Origin of the sequence: Arcobacter sp. 15-2 (assembly GCF_047159865.1) — a bacterium.
Lineage (GTDB): Bacteria > Campylobacterota > Campylobacteria > Campylobacterales > Arcobacteraceae > JAIOSF01.
Genome location: NZ_AP038804.1, coordinates 1,246,526 through 1,263,446, shown reverse-complemented (window position 1 = coordinate 1,263,446; position 16,921 = coordinate 1,246,526). Strand labels below are relative to the sequence as shown.

16 protein-coding genes are annotated in these 16,921 nt (G+C 28.4%); 7 read left to right on the top strand and 9 right to left on the bottom strand.

The genetic code is table 11. The annotated features are described in order from the left end of the window. Nucleotides 1-3 precede the first annotated feature (3 nt). Nucleotides 4-792, bottom strand: coding sequence for an ABC transporter ATP-binding protein (locus tag ACMCMH_RS06770; RefSeq protein WP_412723920.1), 789 nt, complete (start codon nt 790-792; stop codon nt 4-6). Between the two features lie 168 nt (nt 793-960). On the opposite strand from ACMCMH_RS06770, the gene ACMCMH_RS06765 reads away from it, so the two are divergent. Beyond that, nucleotides 961-1,704, top strand: coding sequence for a sulfite exporter TauE/SafE family protein (locus ACMCMH_RS06765; protein WP_412723918.1), 744 nt, complete (start codon nt 961-963; stop codon nt 1,702-1,704). Nucleotides 1,705-1,713: 9 nt separating this feature from the next. Continuing rightward, nucleotides 1,714-2,526 carry a LysR family transcriptional regulator gene (locus tag ACMCMH_RS06760; protein WP_412723916.1) on the top strand — a complete coding sequence of 271 codons (813 nt, stop codon included), beginning with the start codon at nt 1,714-1,716 and terminating at the stop codon, nt 2,524-2,526. An 18-nt stretch (nt 2,527-2,544) separates the two neighbouring features. On the opposite strand, the gene ACMCMH_RS06755 is transcribed toward ACMCMH_RS06760, so the two are convergent. Genes ACMCMH_RS06755 through ACMCMH_RS06745 form a run of 3 tightly spaced genes read right to left on the bottom strand, consistent with a single transcriptional unit; the run spans nt 2,545 to nt 7,470 of the window. Then, nucleotides 2,545-3,693: a TolC family protein gene (locus ACMCMH_RS06755; RefSeq protein ID WP_412723914.1), complete on the bottom strand. Its 1,149-nt coding sequence runs from the start codon at nt 3,691-3,693 to the stop codon at nt 2,545-2,547. Beyond that, entirely contained in the window at nt 3,690-4,391 is a 702-nt protein-coding gene (locus tag ACMCMH_RS06750) for a hypothetical protein (protein ID WP_412723912.1), read from the bottom strand. The genes ACMCMH_RS06755 and ACMCMH_RS06750 overlap by 4 nt, the downstream gene beginning before the upstream one ends. Before the next feature lies 1 nt (nt 4,392). After that, nucleotides 4,393-7,470 (bottom strand): efflux RND transporter permease subunit, encoded by a 3,078-nt coding sequence (locus ACMCMH_RS06745; RefSeq protein WP_412723910.1) that lies wholly within the window; start codon nt 7,468-7,470, stop codon nt 4,393-4,395. A gap of 198 nt (nt 7,471-7,668) precedes the next feature. On the opposite strand from ACMCMH_RS06745, the gene ACMCMH_RS06740 reads away from it, so the two are divergent. Together ACMCMH_RS06740 and ACMCMH_RS06735 are read left to right on the top strand one after the other, a co-directional pair. Then, nucleotides 7,669-8,697 carry a hypothetical protein gene (locus ACMCMH_RS06740; protein WP_412723908.1) on the top strand — a complete coding sequence of 343 codons (1,029 nt, stop codon included), beginning with the start codon at nt 7,669-7,671 and terminating at the stop codon, nt 8,695-8,697. Beyond that, nucleotides 8,694-9,707: a hypothetical protein gene (locus ACMCMH_RS06735; protein ID WP_412723906.1), complete on the top strand. Its 1,014-nt coding sequence runs from the start codon at nt 8,694-8,696 to the stop codon at nt 9,705-9,707. Before ACMCMH_RS06740 ends, ACMCMH_RS06735 begins: the two co-directional genes overlap by 4 nt. A 28-nt stretch (nt 9,708-9,735) precedes the next feature. Here ACMCMH_RS06735 and ACMCMH_RS06730 read toward each other — a convergent pair whose 3' ends face one another. The 4 genes from ACMCMH_RS06730 to glmS all read right to left on the bottom strand — a co-directional run bounded on the left by ACMCMH_RS06730 (nt 9,736) and on the right by glmS (nt 14,539). Then, nucleotides 9,736-10,308: a thiamine phosphate synthase gene (locus ACMCMH_RS06730; protein ID WP_412723904.1), complete on the bottom strand. Its 573-nt coding sequence runs from the start codon at nt 10,306-10,308 to the stop codon at nt 9,736-9,738. After that, a complete protein-coding gene (gene accD, locus ACMCMH_RS06725) occupies nt 10,298-11,188 on the bottom strand; it encodes an acetyl-CoA carboxylase, carboxyltransferase subunit beta (protein WP_412723902.1) in 891 nt (296 codons plus the stop codon). Before accD ends, ACMCMH_RS06730 begins: the two co-directional genes overlap by 11 nt. Before the next feature lie 31 nt (nt 11,189-11,219). Next, nucleotides 11,220-12,437 carry a methionine adenosyltransferase gene (metK, locus tag ACMCMH_RS06720; protein ID WP_412728008.1) on the bottom strand — a complete coding sequence of 406 codons (1,218 nt, stop codon included), beginning with the start codon at nt 12,435-12,437 and terminating at the stop codon, nt 11,220-11,222. A gap of 284 nt (nt 12,438-12,721) precedes the next feature. Continuing rightward, on the bottom strand, nt 12,722-14,539 hold the full coding sequence (glmS, locus tag ACMCMH_RS06715; RefSeq protein WP_412723900.1) for a glutamine--fructose-6-phosphate transaminase (isomerizing): 1,818 nt from the start codon (nt 14,537-14,539) through the stop codon (nt 12,722-12,724). Nucleotides 14,540-14,677: 138 nt separating this feature from the next. Between glmS and ACMCMH_RS06710 the strand changes: the two genes are divergently transcribed. Further along, nucleotides 14,678-15,118 carry a thioesterase domain-containing protein gene (locus ACMCMH_RS06710; RefSeq protein WP_412723898.1) on the top strand — a complete coding sequence of 147 codons (441 nt, stop codon included), beginning with the start codon at nt 14,678-14,680 and terminating at the stop codon, nt 15,116-15,118. Between the two features lie 19 nt (nt 15,119-15,137). On the opposite strand, the gene ACMCMH_RS06705 is transcribed toward ACMCMH_RS06710, so the two are convergent. After that, nucleotides 15,138-15,560, bottom strand: coding sequence for a DUF2214 family protein (locus tag ACMCMH_RS06705; RefSeq protein ID WP_412723896.1), 423 nt, complete (start codon nt 15,558-15,560; stop codon nt 15,138-15,140). Nucleotides 15,561-15,689: 129 nt separating this feature from the next. Here ACMCMH_RS06705 and ung point away from each other — a divergent pair, with 129 nt between their 5' ends. Both ung and ACMCMH_RS06695 read left to right on the top strand, forming a co-directional pair. Continuing rightward, nucleotides 15,690-16,337 (top strand): uracil-DNA glycosylase, encoded by a 648-nt coding sequence (ung, locus tag ACMCMH_RS06700; RefSeq protein WP_412723894.1) that lies wholly within the window; start codon nt 15,690-15,692, stop codon nt 16,335-16,337. Next, nucleotides 16,331-16,891, top strand: a complete 561-nt coding sequence (locus tag ACMCMH_RS06695) for a hypothetical protein (RefSeq protein ID WP_412723892.1) — start codon at nt 16,331-16,333, stop codon at nt 16,889-16,891. The genes ung and ACMCMH_RS06695 overlap by 7 nt, the downstream gene beginning before the upstream one ends. Nucleotides 16,892-16,921: the final 30 nt, after the last annotated feature.

The following is a 16,921-nucleotide window of genomic DNA, read 5'->3' as shown; positions in this document are numbered from 1 at the left end:
TTATTATTGAATTTTCCCAATAGTATATCTATTTTGTTCTTCTTTAAGTTCAATGTCAAGTTCAAAGATTTCAGACAAATTGCTAGAAGTTAGCACTTCATTTTTTAAACCTTTTTTATATATGGTTTTATTATGTACTAAAGCAACATGAGAAACTTCAGGGAATACCTCATCTAAATGATGTGTTACTAAAATAATTGAAGCATTTTTGGAAAGTTTTTGAATCAATTTAATAAAGGAATATTGTGCTTTAATATCCAATCCAACAGTTGGCTCATCTAAAATAAATGCTTCTGGATTATGGATCAAAGCTCGACCAATAATAGATCGCCTCAATTGTCCTGTACTCATGGCTGATACTTTTTTGTCTTTTATATCTAATATCTCTAAAAACTCTAACGCTTCAAGTGCTTTTTGGTGTTGTTCTTTACTGAAATCTTGATGTTTAAATATTCCTATAGAACTATAATATCCACTTAAAACAACTTCATAAGCAGTTAAAAAACTACCATGTACTGAAAAATAATTATGTAAATCGTTTGTGATAATTCCTAGTTTCTTTTTTAAATCAAAAATACTCCATCGATCTTTTCCAAAAACCTCTTTTGTAAAAGGATACTTTCTATTTGGATGAAGATCATTAGAAATAAGTTTTATTAGTGTTGATTTACCACTACCATTTGAGCCTAATATCACCCAATGTTCACCATTTTGTATTGTTAAATTTATATCTTTTAGTACTGGCTTTAAGTCATAACTTACATATATATTTTCAAAGTTTATTATATTCATATTAAATTCCATTTATTGCTTTATATTACCATGTTATTTTTAACTGTAACAATAATATGTTATCTATATATTCTTATTGTTTATTTAATATTTATCCTTTTTAGATATAATTATTAGTAATATCATTTGCTATTACTAATAACTATACTTAATATCAAGGATACTCATATGGAAATAAATTTCATCATCACTCTGACTCTTATACTTTTTTTAGCTTCAATTGTTCACGGAAGCATTGGCTTTGGTTTTGGTATGATTTCTACTGCTGTTGTGGCACTATTTGCAGATATACAAACAACTATACTTTTTATGCTTATCCCTACAATGGTAGCAAATATTATGAGTATTTTAAGTGAGGGGAAGTTTTTTGAAGCTTTAAAAAAGTTCTGGTTTATTCTTTTACTGATGATTGTAGGAAGTACTCTCGGTACAATTCTTTTGATTCATATAAACTCTGAATACTTTAAGCTGTTATTGGCTTTTATTATTCTAGTATATCTTTTACAGTCTTTTGTCCGAATTAATGCATCATTTATTACTATCTATCCTAAGACTTCTACTTATGGATTAGGAATATTCGGAGGAATGATATCCGGACTTACAAATGTAGTAGCACCATTGATGATAATCTATACCTTAGAGTTAAAATATACAAGAAAAGATACAATACAGTTATCAAACTTATGTTTCTTGTTTACTAAAATAGGTCAAATAGCTGTATTTATATATTTTGGTTCATTTACTATGGAAGCTTTTAATATATCTATGATGACTTTAATCGGGGTATTTATTGGTATGTTTATTGGTGCAAAAATAAAGAAATTGATAGATGCTAAATTTTATACAAAAATATTAAAAATGCTATTGTTTTTTATAGCGTCAACATTGATTTATCAAACATTAAATTTTTAAGGATTAAATATGGATTCAAATTTATTAAAAGTATTTCTAGCTGTGGCTTATACTAAAAGTATATCCTTAGGGGCTAAGGAATTAAACTTTACTCAATCAAATGTAACATTACGAATAAAACAACTTGAAAAGAGTTTAGGATATGAATTATTTCATCGAACTAATAGAGGTGTAGTACTAACAATCGAAGGAGAAAAACTCTACCCTTTAGCAGTTGATATAATCAAAAAAATAGAAGATGCCACACTAAAAATGAAAAATTTAGATTATCAAGAACTTTTGAAGATCGGTTCAACCCAATCAAATGCAACAATAAGGCTACCAAAATTTATACAAAAGTTAAATGATGATTATGCTGATATGAAACTTGATTTTGTACTTGATAGTACTTTAAATTTAATTGATAGAGTTCTTGATTATAAAGTTGACATAGCTTTTGTTAGCGGAGATCCAAGCCACAAAGATATAGAGATTTTAAATATATTTAAAGAAGATATTGTTTTAGTTGAAGCAAAAGATAAAGTACCTCAAAATACAATATTTTCTTATAAAAAAGGGTGTAAAAATTGTATGTTACTCGAAAAATATTTAATAAAAAAAGAAAAAAAATCATATAAAACTGCAGCTTTGGAAAATTATGAATTGATTTTAGAGTGTGTCAATTCTGGCTATGGCGTGGCTCTATTTTCTAGACAAATTGTCGAAAAATTTGGATATATTGAAAAGTTACAACTTACTAATATGAGTTTTAATTTAGATACATACCTTATTTGTAGAAAAGATTCTATCCCTATGGTAAGTAATTATTTAAAGAAGATGTAATAGATAAAATGAACAATTTTACAGCTGATAGTAAAGAGCTATTATCTCTTTACTAATATTTAACTTATAACTTTTTATATCTAATTCTCTTATAACTTTAGAGTTTTTTAAAGCTTCTACATCGTTGATGCTTTTATATCCTGCTTTATATTCATCTTCATTTACTTCTAAAAGTTCATTGTAAAGTTGAATGTCTTCCAACGCTAAATCAATTCGTTCTTTATAATTTTGAATAGTAAAGAGTGTCTGTTCGTATGTAAGTTTTGCATCTCTTACCTTATTATTAAGTTCTTGGTTACTAATAAGATAATCGATCTTTGTTTGTTCAATATTACTAGAAGAAGTATAACTTAAAGGGATACTTATACTTAGTCCATAATTGTAGTAGTTATCTCCATCCATTACATCACTTTTTTCATATCCATATTTTGCATTCGTACTAAGAGTAGGTAAGTAATCACTTTTTTTTATTTTATAAAGAGTATTATTTACTTCGATATCTGCTTTTGCATATTGAATAGAAGAGGAGTTTTCTAAAAATATATCTTTACTCATCAATTCTAGATTAGGGATAGAGATGCTTTTATAGTTTCTTGTTGTATACTTTTTTACACTAGCAATATTTTTGAGTTTTACTAACTGCAAAGTTTTTGTCGTGTCTTGTAATTCATTTTTAGTCATCAGTGCTTCATTGAGATCACTTATTCCTATCTCACCTGCTTTATATTCAGATTTTTTATCTTCTATCTCAATAAGTGAGTTTTTTATATTAAGTCTATTTTGTTCTAAACTTATATCGTTAAGTTTTATCTCTAAAAGCAGTAAATACAAAGTACTTAAATCATCTTTTGTAGATATATCTAAGCTTATCTCTTCCATTCGCTTAAGTTCATTTGCATAATCGATTTGAGAGCTAATACCACCAAATCTATAAATATCTTGTGAGATAGATATGTAGTAATTATCATTTTGAATATCATCATTGTCTTTTGTTACACTACCATTGATTGTAGCTCCATCTATCCAATCATATTTATTGCTATGTTCTTTTTTATCTATTTGCTTTTGTTTTAAGTCTATAATTTGCTGTTTTGTATTTGTTAATATATCTATATCATTTGCAAATGTTACAATGACACAAAGACTAAGTGTTATTATTTTTTTCATTTTATAAATTCAACTTTTAAAACTTTACCATATTCGGTACTATCTAACACTAGGGTTACTTTATGAGCAGATACATATGTTGCATCTAAAACTTTATCTACTTTATCAATTTTTACTCTACTATCTTTTCCATTTATCAGTATCTTTTTATTTCTTATATCTTGATAATCATCATTACTTACATACACTATTAACTTTGATTTACTTACATCATAAGTACTTGCAAGTGCAGTTCCTATAGATACATAATCACCTTTATTTACTAAAAATTCTTTTATATATAAATCATTCACAGCGATTGATTTTTTATTTATTGTGTCTTGAAGTTCTGTAATTAAAATCTTTAAAGATTCAATAGTCACCTCAAGTTCTAATATCACATAATATTTATCATCTTTATCTGATTTACTTTTTCCTCTTATTTTTACAAATTTTTTATAGTTTTCATTTAAAATGCTTAACTTTTTATTATACATTGACAACTGATTTTGATATATTTTGAGCTTTTGTTTTTCCAAAGAATCATCTAGTTGAATTAAAACACTATTGACTATTTTTGTTTCGTCATTCTTATCCAAAGCTATAACTTGTCCAGAAGTTTGCGCATAAATTGTAAACATATCATATGGCTCAATTTTTGCCATATAAGTTTGTGCATAAATAACAATAGGTGTTATAAATAGTATTATAAATTTCATTTTAATCCTTTATTTTAAATAGTGTTGCGTATAGTGCAGGGACATATACAAGGTTAAGAACGGTTCCCCACAATAGACCAAAACCTAAAGATATTGCAATGGGTTGAAGCATTATAGATTGTCCTACAGGAAAAAATATAAGAGTGACTAGTCCTAAAACTGTTGTAATAGAGGTAATTAAAATAGGTCTTACTCTTTGTTTCGCTCTATGAAAAAACTCTTCCTTATTTTTTGTATCTTTTAAAAAGTCAAGCATAATAATTCCATCGTTTATCACAACTCCAGCAAGTCCTAGCATCCCTATTAGTGATTGAGAGTTTAAATTTACTCCCATTATAAAATGTCCAAGTATAGCACCAAAAATAGTAAATGGAATAACAGAAAGAATTACAAAAGAGCTCTTAAAAGATTTAAAATTTACTAAAAGTGTTAAAAAAATTAAAAATATTGCAATTGTAAAAGCTTTTATTAAATCACTTGCGAGCTGGGAACTCTTCTCTTTTTCACCACCTAGTTTTACTATAAGTCCATTTTTTTCTAATTCCTTGAGTATTGGATTGATCTCATTTAGTATCTCATTTCCACTTGTTACTCTTTTATCTGCATTTGCATACACTTTTTTGTAGATATTACCATCTTCTTTTTCTATCTTTTCAAAGTTCCTTACAATTCTAAAGTCAACTACCTCATCCAATTCTACATATTGTTCCCCTACAGGAATTAAAAAGTGCTTTAATTCATCAAGTGAATCTTTATATATAGACTGAGTAACAATATTAATAATTCCACTTTCATTAAAAGTATTTGCTTGTTCTTTTTCCATAAGATAACTACTAAGGGCAGATGCTATACTTCTATCTGTAAGTCCTAAAGTTTGTCCATAAGTATTTACACTATATTTATACTCTTTATCTCCAAGTTTAAGATTGTCACTTACATCTGTAACACCTTTTATTTTTAACAATTCTTCTTTTAGTTTCTCTACATTCTTCATCAGTAAAGTTTGATTTAAATGACTTAGCTTTAATTCAATATCAGTTTTAACTATACCAATTCTTGACGATACAATATTATAAGCTACTACTTTATCTAATTGAATAATTGGCTCTAAAAGTTTACGAATCTTCTCTTTTGCATTACTTGTATCAATAAGCCTTAATTTGTCTTTTTGCCCAAACTCAAAACTTAAACTGAGTATTGGATTGACATAGTTTTCTAAAAAATTATCCTCTCTTAAATCTTCTAATTCAAGAGCTAACATAAAACCATTCTCTATACTTTCTCTATCATTTGAAATACTTGAGAACTGTCCAACCGTTGTATTGATATTTTCAATATAAAGTTCTTTTGCTTTTTCTAAAAGTACTTTTTCATATTTTTTTGCTAAAGCATCACTCTCTTCAAGAGATTTTGACTCATCAAATTTTATAGAAACGGTTACATTATTTGAATCCATATCTGGCATCATTTGGAATCTACTTTGCTGTATTAAAAAAATTGTTAATAGTGGTACAGTTACTAAAAAAATAGCTAAAAATATTTTTTTAGATTTTATCACTTTATGTAAAACTCTTTCATAAAAATTATGAACAGGAGTCCAATCAAGTAATTTATCTTTCCTTTTTAACATATGTTTTGCATGAAGAGGTAAAAATATAAAAGATTCAATAAGTGATGCAAATATAACTGCTGTTACAACTATAGGCACAAGTTGCATGAGTAATCCCATCTGACCACTTATTAAAAGCATTGGCATAAAAGCAAACATGGTAGTAAAAGAAGCAATTAAAACAGGAGGTACCATCTCCTTTGTTCCATTTAACACAGCCTCTTTTATAGGATCACCATTATCTATATGTCTTTGGATATTTTCACTTATAACAATTGCATCATCGACAACTATACCCAAAGTAATCAGCATAGCCATTAAAGAGATCATATTTAAGGAGTATCCTAATTGTTCAATAATTAAAAGTGCAATAATAAAAGAAAAAGGTATCCCCATTACTATTACTAAAGATAATCTTGGGCTTATAAGTATATACATTGCAATAGCAACTAAAATAAGTCCAAGTGTGATATTTGATATAAGAGTATTTATTCTTTCACTTAGAGGTACGGAACTATCCCTTGATACTATAAGGTTTATATCCTCCATACTTTCTTCAAAATTAGCAAGCTTTGCTTTTACCTGTTTTGCTATTGATACGGCATCTCCATCAGCACTTTTATAAACTTCAAGATAAATAGTTTGATTACCGTTTAATCTTGATATTGATTCTCCTGTAGGATAACCAATAGTAATTTGAGCAATATCTTTTAAAAATACTTTTTTATCAGCAATATTTAGCAAAGTATTTAACCATGATTGAATATCAAATTTATTATTATCTGCTGTTAAATATACATGGTTTCCAGTTTGTTCAATAGTTCCTACAGGATAAAGATAAGATAGCTCTTGTAAAGATGTAATCAAAGATGTACTACTAATTCCATAAAGATTTATCTTTTTTGTGTCTATAAATATATCAATCTCTAAATCACTATTTCCAAATATATTTGTATTTGTTATTCCATCTACTTGAAGCAAAGTCGTTTTAAGACTTTTGGATATATTAATAAGCTCTTGTTGAGTTCTATTTTTTGAAGAGAGTGATACATTTAAAAGAGACTCTTCTCTTTTATCTGCACTAACCGTTGGATCGTTCATATCACTTGGAAAATATTGTTTTGCCATATCCACAGCATCTTTAACATCATTTAATACTGTGTTTTTATCAACTCCATCTTGAAGATCTAGTGTTATAGTAAATCTTTCACTTCTAATAGTTGCAGTAACCTCTTTTATTCCAGAGATACCATCAATCTCATTTTCAATCTCTGTTACAGCAAAACTATTTAAATTATCAGCACTTGCTCCACTATAACTTCCTGAAATGGATATAGAATCAAGCGTTACACTTGGAAACATCTGTTTTGGAATATTGTTATAAGCAAAAATACCCATTACAAGTAAGAATACAAGAAGAGTGTAATTTAATTTTGCATTTTCAAGGAAGTAATTAATTATTTTATTCATAAAACTCTTTTATTATTTTTATAAAGTATATCTTATAAAAGTAAATGAATTTTTAACGCAGCATTAATGCTTTACTAATAAACTACAAAAATTTGAAAAAAATTTAAAAAGCAAATCGATTCAGTTATTTTTTATACATTATACTATATTCTTAATATAAAGTAAAATCTATATTTTTAGATTGAGGAAAGGATGATTATGAATGTTATAGAAGAATTAGAAAAAAGAATCAAATCATTAACCTCTCATATTGAACAATCCACTAACCAAATAAAAGACGATGACTCTGGAGAAAAGAAACTTTCTCTTATTGTTCGAGCATCCGCAGAACTCAGTATTGAAAAAAATGAGTTTTTACGAAGAAAATATCAATTTAAACTTAAAAAACTGAAAGAAAAAGATATTAGATCGCTTTTAGATGATGAAAAAACAAAAGAAGAGATACGAGAAAGAAATTATTTCAAATACCAAGCAAAACGAATTCAACGAGATAAATCAAAAACTTCGCAGGAGATCGATCATGCTCTTATCATAATTGATGAACTACCAGAAGGTTTTAAACTAGAAGATAAAGATTTGTTTCATATAGGACATAGAAGTCATGAGTTATTTTTAGAAATTCATTCTGATTTAGATGATGATTTAATAGAGATAAAAAATGAATTTTTAGAACTTGTTGGAGATCACTTCAATGATACAAACATAGACTTAAAAATACTGAATTATCGTATTCCTCTTTTAATATTACAACTCCAAGTTTTAGTAAAAAACATAAAAGAGAATATTGAAGAAGAAAACATGAAGGACTTTAAAGGTCTTCCTCGATTTCACGATTGGTGGGTTCATGAATTGTGGACAAGCCATCAAGCATATATGGGATTTTTTAAATGGAAACAAATCATACTAAATATGTTTGTAACGGCGGAACAAAAAGAATCTTTTGAAGTAATTTTTAAAAACTGGATTTTAGTAAAAAGAATTTTAAATGTTAAAGGAGAGTCGGCGTATTTTTATAATAATGCTTTTGATCAGTTGATACATAAGTATTCTGAACTAGAAGATGAATATAATGAAAATAATCTTTCATCTTTAGAAGATATAGTTAGTAAAATAACAAAAAAAGAAGACTTTGCAACTGTATCTAAAGATCACAATATAATTACGCCTTATATGCAATTTAAAATAGATAAAGCATTAGAACTAGAAAATGGGAGTAAGAGATCATGAAAGCAATGATTGCACTTGAAACAATTATACATGATTTGGAATTACGAATAAAAACAGCAAGAGAACAGCTAGCACGACATGAATCTGGAGAAAAAAAACTCACTCTTTTAAGCAAATCATCTGCTGAAAATAATTTAGAACAACATAAACCTCTTGTTGAACATTACAAAGCACTTTTAAAAGAATTTGAAAAATTTGAAAAACTTGACTGTTTTGAACATCGACGACTTAAAGCAGCAATTGAGCGAAAAAAATATTATAAATTTAACAAGCAAGAAAAAAATAAGAAAAAAGTTCGATATAAAGAAAATGATGAAAATATTGAAGCAGCCATGATAATAGATGAACTTCCTGATGAGTCTATACTTGATGAAGAGGAGTTATATCGTATCTCATTTGCAACACTTCAAGACTATATCCCTTATCATAGTGATGCAAAAGAGGAACTAGTTGGTATTCAAAATGAATTTAATAACTTAATCAAAAATTTTACTGATGAAAACATACGAAGTCTAGAACTTCTTAATTATATGATTCCAATTTTAATTTTTCATCTAAATTTATTTAAAATGAATCTACAAGAGGAACAAACTTATCAAGAACAAGAAGAGCATACTGATGTTTCATTATTTCCTAAATATCATGATTGGTGGATTGATGAATTATGGACAAGTCATATAGCTTATTTTTCTATCTACAAATGGAAAAAGGATATCTCTTTATTATGTAGAACACAAAAACAAAAACAAGCTTGGGATATTTTATTTAATAACTGGATTTTTATAAAAACTTTACTATCAGAAAAATCAAGCCTTGCTTTTGAATATCAATATATTTTTGACACTCTCATCAATAAATATATAGATCTTACTTCAGAGCTCAATAAAGATGTTATAAAAAAAGAGAAAGAAGCAATAAAATATTTCATAAAAAAGGAAAATATTCTTTCACTTTCATCTGAACATAATGTACTTACACCTTATATACATTATAAAAAAGATATACATTAAAATATCTCATTAGAGATAAAAGAAGTTACTATTTTGAAAACAGTCCACTTGCAATAACATTAAAACTTATGTGTGGAATAATATCATCAATTTTAACTCCACCTATAGCACCAACAGGGTGTTTTGAAATTTGAGCTAAATAACTCATATTATCTCCAATGATATTATCCACATCTTTTGTATTTGTAGAACGATACGCACCAAGACCTATATAATCAAGGTCTAGGGTATTTGCTTCGAGTATCTCTATCTCATTGTGCGTTGAAAGTCCTATAATCTTATTTGGATATTTTTTACGAATAAACTGTAAAGAGGTACTTTTACTATCTCCTATTATAGATTCAATATCTTCTTGTCCTAGATGTATCCCATCAGCATATTCTAAAAGTGTTACTTTATCATTGATAATAATTGGTATCTCTGTATTTTCTTTTAAGTATAATATATTTTTTTTTTGGATCTCTAAAGAGTTGATTTTATCTCTATATTGAATATATACTGTATCGTGAGTCGTACAGATTTGTAAGAATTTTTCTAGTGAAATATCAAACTTTTGCAAAGTTTGATAATCACATAATGCATATATTTTATTACGCAACATCTTTTTGAAATAGTTTCAATAGATCGTGTAAAGTTTTTTTCATAGTGTTTCTTTCAACTACCATATCAATACTTCCATGATCGAGTAAAAACTCTGCTCTTTGAAAACCATCTGGTAAATCTTTACCAATAGTTTGTTTAATAACTCTTGCTCCTGCAAAACCTACTAAAGCACCTGGTTCTGCCATGATAATATCACCCAAAAATGCGAATGATGCAGAAACTCCTCCAAATGTAGGATCAGTTAGAATAGAGATAAATGGTAAACCTTGATTATCAAGCTTTCGTAAAGCAGCACTTGTTTTTGCCATCTGCATTAAAGAGAATGTTGATTCTTGCATTCTTGCACCACCAGAAGCACTTACAATAATCACACCTTGCTCTTTTTCCATAGCTCTATTACAAGCACGAACAATTTTTTCTCCCTCAACAGATCCTAAAGAACCTCCCATAAAAGAAAAATCAAATACTACAAGTTGTACACCAATACCATCAACAGTACATTCACCAGATACAACAGCAGAAGTTTTACCTGTTTTATGTAAAGCTTCCTCTAGTCTTTTTTGGTATGATTTGCTATCAACAAATTGTAATGGATCTGTAGGATGTAATTCAGCATCATACTCTACAAAAGAATCAGCATCTGCAATAAGATCAATTCTTTTTTTCGCACCTATTCTCATATGGTGATTACATTTTGGACAAACATGATTTAAGTTTTCAACCTCTTTAAAAAACATAAGTGCTTCACAAGATGGACATTTTATCCAATGACTTTCATTTTCTATAAACTTGGGGTCATTTTTTTGCTTTTCTTGTTTCTCTAATACTTCTGATTTAATTCTCTGAAAAAAACCTTTTAGATCTATATTTAAATCCATATTTAATCCTTATTATAAATATTTTGAAATTTTATCGTAATTCTTGAAATTTTTCAAGCTCGTCTAATTTTTCCCATGGATAATCAGGCTGTCCCACTTGACCTCTTGCTGCTACATCAGCATAAAGAAATGTATCTGCACTTGGTTTATCAAGATTAAATTTCTTTGTAATCCAGTTAGGAGTCAATGCAAAATTCTCTTCTACAAATGTAGATAAAGCATCATCATTTAACCTAGTATATGTTCCATAAGTATCAACAGCTACTGAAGTTGGTTTTGCAACACCAATTGCATAAGAGATTTGAACTACAGCTTTTGTAGCAAGTCCAGCAGCAACTATATGTTTGGCTATATATCTAGCAGCATACAATCCACTTCTATCAACTTTTGTATAATCTTTTGAAGACTGAGCTCCTCCACCAATAGGTGAATATCCTCCAAAACTATCGACAATAAGTTTTCTACCTGTAAGACCACTATCATGTAAAGAACTGTGAGATACATATTTCCCTGTTGGATTGATATGAATTGTACATTCGTCTTTATTATATAAATCACTTGGCAACCCTGTTTCATCGATAAGTTTTTGAATAAGAGCTCTTACTGTTTCAATATTCATACTTGATACACAAGGTGCAGAAACAACAATAGTATCTATATTTTGAGGTTGTGATTTTTCAAAGTTCTCTTTGCATCCATAGTTCACTGTTACTTGTGTTTTGATATCGACACCAAGTTCACTTGGATTAGCTAAAGCATATTGATATACTTTTTCCATCAACATTCTAGCATAAGTTATAGCACTTGGCATATAATTTTCTGTTTCATGATCAGCATAACCAAACATGATTCCTTGATCACCTGCACCAATTTCACCATCTTCTTGATCGACCCCTTGTGAGATATCAGGAGATTGCTGATTCAATAAAACTTGAACATCTACATTTTGAGGTTTTAAACACTCTTCATCTGTAAAATTTGGATTATTGAAGTATCCGATTTTTTCTAGTGCTTCTGTTGTAATTTGTTTATATTCATTATCTGAAATTTTTGTATTACTCTTTACCTCACCACCTATTACTACATGTTTTCCAGCAACAAAGACTTCACTAGCAACTCTACTAGTTGAATCACCGATGATAAGTTTATCAACAATGCTATCTGCAATGATATCTGCACATTTATCTGGATGTCCTGGGCTTACTACTTCACTTGTAAATAGGTAATGTTGTTTGTTTTTGTTTTCCATTTTTGTTTTCCATTCTTTTGTTTTCCGTAAAAGACTATCGCCTCTCATCTGTTTTCCATTCTTTTGTTGTCCATCTTTGTTTTCTGAAGAAAATTTGTTACAGCTATTGCTATTCGCTATTTTCTAATAAATCTTATAAGATTTTGAAAAGTAAAAATTTTAAATTAAAGTATGAACTGATTACATCAATTTGTAAAAAGTAATGAATTTTAACTAATTAGTACTACAGTTTTGCTTGTATAAATCATAGTACTTTATTTTTTTAAGTTTTTTATTTTGTACTATTATTCTACAGTTACACTCTTCGCTAAATTTCGTGGCATATCTACATCATTACCAAGTCGTACACTTATCTCCATACTTAAAACTTGAAGTACCACAAGCATCTCAAAAAATTCAAGCATATAGTGACTTTTATTTGATGTTTTTATAAAATCATCAGCAAGTTCAAAATCAAGTGGCGAAATTGCACAAATAGTACTATCTCTAGCACTAAGTTCTTCTACATTTGACTTAATCTTATCATAATGAGAATGTTCAGGCATCAATGCAATTGTAAAAAGCTCAGGATCAGCTAAAGCTATAGGTCCATGTTTCATCTCTCCAGCTGGATACCCCTCAGCATGAAGATAACTTATCTCTTTAAGTTTTAAAGCACCCTCTAAAGCAAGTGGATAAAATACATCTCGACCTATAAAAAAGAATCCATGCCCATGTAAATATCTTTTTGAAAGTCTTCTACATTTCTCATGAAGTTTATCTTCAACTGTCAAACTAGAAGGTACTTCTCTTAAAACTTGAATCTCTTTTTGCAAAAACTCAGATTCAATACTATTATTTTGTTTTGCAAAATACAATGCCATCATCCATAAAACAACAGTTTGTGTAGAAAATGCTTTTGTAGATGCTACCCCTTTTTCTATTCCTGCTCTTGTTAAAATTGTAGCATCCGCTATTCGTGTCATAGAAGAGTTGTCTACATTACACACAACTACTGTTTTCAATCCTGCTTTTTTTGCCATTTTTAGAGCTTCTAAAGTATCTGCTGTTTCTCCACTTTGAGAAATCACAATAAAAAGAGTATCTTTTTTTAATAGAGGTTCTTTATATCGAAACTCACTTGCTATCTCAACATTACATCTTACTTTCGTAAGTCTTTCAAATAGATATGAAGCTGTTATTCCTGCATGATATGAAGTACCACAAGCACATATTTTAATCTCATTTATACCTTCAATAATATTTGCATCTATCTCATCAAAAATAATCTCTTCATCAGAGATACGACCAAGCATAGAATCTGTTACAACATCACTTTGTTCATATATCTCTTTTTCCATGAAAAATCTATATCCATCTTTTTGAGCATACTGTTTTGAAGTAGGAAGAGTGTCCCAAGAAACCTCTTCACTAAAACTCAAAGATGAATTTGTAGCAACTCCACTTACTCCATCTTCTAAATAAACCACATCTTTTGCATGACCAATAAGTGGCGCATCAGATGAAGCAAAATAAATCTCATCACCATCTTCAGTTGTATTTTTAGCAATCGCCATTGGAGAGCCATGTTTCATAAAAAATATTTTTGTTGGTTCTGATTTTGTTATAAGAAGTATGGAATATGCACCATCAAGTCTTTTGATTGTTTGATTAAAAGCATCTTGAGCATCATTTGATTGGTTGAAATAAAATTCAAAAAGATGTACTATAACCTCTGTGTCAGTTTGAGAAACAAACTTATGCCCAGCCTCTAAAAGCTCAACTTTGAGTTCTTTATAATTTTCAATGATTCCGTTATGCACAACATAAGAATATTCACCTAAATGTGGATGAGCATTGAGTTCTGTTGGTTTTCCGTGTGTCGCCCATCTTGTATGTCCGATACCAATAGAAAGATTGTCTTTATTTAAAACACATTCATTATGAGATACTTTTTCCTCAAGGTTTTTAATTTTCCCAAGTGCTTTGTAAACTTCAATCTTATCATTGTCTAAAATAGCAATACCTGCACTATCATATCCTCGGTACTCTAATTCTTTTAAACCATTTATTAAAATTTCACTTGTATTTTTACACCCAATGTATCCTACTATTCCACACATATATTCTCTCTTATACTATAATTATTGTTTTTATTTTACTCAAATTCTGATTATGAAGTGCTTATTATAGAGTTTTGTATTTTTAAATAACTATTTTGATAAAATTATATACTATTGATTTAATGATAAAGGATACAAGTGATTCAAAAACTTCAAACAAAACTACATACAGAAATACCACTTACGAAATTTATGCAACTAAATGTCTGCGAATACACCAAACAACAACTCATCACAACAGCACCTTTAGATAGAAATATTAACGACAAAGGGACTGCTTTTGGAGGTAGTTTAAGTACTATGACGATTATTTCATCATGGAGTCTTTGTTGGCTTATTTCTCAAGAGTTGGGGTTTGATAGTAAAAATATTGTTGTCATTAAAAATGAAAATAGTTATTTCAAACCTATTACAAAAGATATTGTATGTTATACAAAAAAACCTACAAACGATGAGATAGAAACTTTAAAGCAAAAACTTGAAAAAAAAGGAAGTGCTTCTATTAAAATAAAATCTCAAATCATAGAAGATGAAAATGTATGTGTTGAGTTTGAGGGGATATATGTTATCAAACTCTAGACTAGAGTGTAGTTAGAAACTACCCTCTTGCTATTAGTACCCCTAAAAGCGGTATTATAAATACCAATAAAAGTTGCATTCGAACTGACATAATTATCATTTTTGGCATAAATACCGTGTCTTGCGCATTTTTTCTACTTTTCCTAAAATAGAGTGTTGGGTAGATTGAAAATAAAAATATCAAAATAAACAATGTGAGTTTTAGATGAAACACCCAGTTTGTACTATAAAAACCTGCATCTTTCCCTACACTTAACCATAATGTTAAACCTGCAACCAATGTTAGAAGTATACATATTGCATAAATTATATCAAGAAAAATAATTTTCTTGAGTTCTGCTTGTGTTATCTCTGTAGAAATAATTAAATGCTGCATCACTAATGTCGAAGCTAATCCCATGATTCCTATAAAATGTAAATATCTAAAAAATATCTCTTCCATTGTTTTCCTTCTTTTGTATATTGTTTTGGGATTATAGTTAAAAATATTTTGTTTTAGCTTTGAATTAATTTTTACAAGATATAATTCACCAAATAATGAGAGTAAAAGTAAATCACAAAGGTAGTTTAAATGGTAACATGGAATGATATAATCGATACTGAAAAAACAAAAGAATACTATAAAAACTTAGAAGTTTTTATAGATAAAAGATATAAAGAAACCATAGTCTATCCACAAAAAGAAAATATTTTTCATGCCTTTACATTAACACCTTTAGAGAACCTCAAAGTCGTTATAATAGGACAAGACCCTTACCATCAAAAAGAACAAGCACAAGGACTAGCTTTCTCTACACCAAAAAATATAAAAAATCCCCCCTCTATGGTCAATATTTTAAAAGAGGTTCATAGTGATATAGGGAGTTCTATTTGTGATGATGGAGATTTAACTCCTTGGGCAAAACAAGGGGTTCTATTAATAAATACCATTTTAACAGTAGAAGACAGTAGTCCAAAATCACATCAAAAAAAAGGTTGGGAAACTTTTACAGATATGATTATTACAGCAATTTCAAAATATAAAAAAGATGTTGTGTTTATACTTTGGGGAGCAGGTGCAATCAACAAATCAAAACTCATAGATACATCAAAACACCATATTCTCACAGCCCCACACCCTAGCCCTTTATCTAGCTATAGAGGCTTTTTTGGGTGTAAACATTTTAGTAAAACAAATGAGATATTACATTCTCTTAACAAAGAAACAATTCAATGGTAGATTTTTACAATACAATTGATTTGTTCTTTTTAGTCACTATTATCATTCTTACAAGAGTAAGTTATGAAAGAAAAACTTATCTTAAAATTTTTGAATATTTTAAAATATTTATGGCTATTACACTGAGTGCAAAACTTGCTTCATTTACAGCTTTATTGTTACAAAAATTTTACATCACAAAAGCAGATACATACACAACCCTTATCTTGATCTCTTTTGTTGTGAATATTATCTTGATCTATTATTTTTGGAGATATCTTTTTTCATTTTCAAATAAATTTGTACAAAATGTCAAAATAAGAGTTTTTTTTGCAAAACTTTTTTCATTTTTGGAAGTTCTGATTATTGTAACATTTTCTATTTACATAGTAATGCAATTATACATAACAAAAATATATTTGTATAAAACACTGAAAAAAAGTTATTCTTATCCAAAAATTGAAAAATTTTACAATAGCTTTTTAAATGATGATTTTGTAAATATGGTTTTACATTCTGATACAGGTACAAATCATAAAGAGATTATATTTAAGAGTTTTAAAAATAGTTTTTGATCATTAAAAAAGCCACTTGGTATTGAGTGG

Excerpts from the sequence above, each read along its gene's own strand:
- ACMCMH_RS06770 (WP_412723920.1), bottom strand. The coding sequence starts at position 792 with ATGAATATAATAAACTTTGAAAATATATATGTAAGTTATGACTTAAAG.
- ACMCMH_RS06765 (WP_412723918.1), top strand. The coding sequence starts at position 961 with ATGGAAATAAATTTCATCATCACTCTGACTCTTATACTTTTTTTAGCT.
- ACMCMH_RS06760 (WP_412723916.1), top strand. The coding sequence starts at position 1,714 with ATGGATTCAAATTTATTAAAAGTATTTCTAGCTGTGGCTTATACTAAA.
- ACMCMH_RS06755 (WP_412723914.1), bottom strand. The coding sequence starts at position 3,693 with ATGAAAAAAATAATAACACTTAGTCTTTGTGTCATTGTAACATTTGCA.
- ACMCMH_RS06750 (WP_412723912.1), bottom strand. The coding sequence starts at position 4,391 with ATGAAATTTATAATACTATTTATAACACCTATTGTTATTTATGCACAA.
- ACMCMH_RS06745 (WP_412723910.1), bottom strand. The coding sequence starts at position 7,470 with ATGAATAAAATAATTAATTACTTCCTTGAAAATGCAAAATTAAATTAC.
- ACMCMH_RS06740 (WP_412723908.1), top strand. The coding sequence starts at position 7,669 with ATGAATGTTATAGAAGAATTAGAAAAAAGAATCAAATCATTAACCTCT.
- ACMCMH_RS06735 (WP_412723906.1), top strand. The coding sequence starts at position 8,694 with ATGAAAGCAATGATTGCACTTGAAACAATTATACATGATTTGGAATTA.
- ACMCMH_RS06730 (WP_412723904.1), bottom strand. The coding sequence starts at position 10,308 with ATGTTGCGTAATAAAATATATGCATTATGTGATTATCAAACTTTGCAA.
- accD (WP_412723902.1), bottom strand. The coding sequence starts at position 11,188 with ATGGATTTAAATATAGATCTAAAAGGTTTTTTTCAGAGAATTAAATCA.
- metK (WP_412728008.1), bottom strand. The coding sequence starts at position 12,437 with ATGGAAAACAAAAACAAACAACATTACCTATTTACAAGTGAAGTAGTA.
- glmS (WP_412723900.1), bottom strand. The coding sequence starts at position 14,539 with ATGTGTGGAATAGTAGGATACATTGGGTGTAAAAATACAAGTGAAATT.
- ACMCMH_RS06705 (WP_412723896.1), bottom strand. The coding sequence starts at position 15,560 with ATGGAAGAGATATTTTTTAGATATTTACATTTTATAGGAATCATGGGA.
- ung (WP_412723894.1), top strand. The coding sequence starts at position 15,690 with ATGGTAACATGGAATGATATAATCGATACTGAAAAAACAAAAGAATAC.
- ACMCMH_RS06695 (WP_412723892.1), top strand. The coding sequence starts at position 16,331 with ATGGTAGATTTTTACAATACAATTGATTTGTTCTTTTTAGTCACTATT.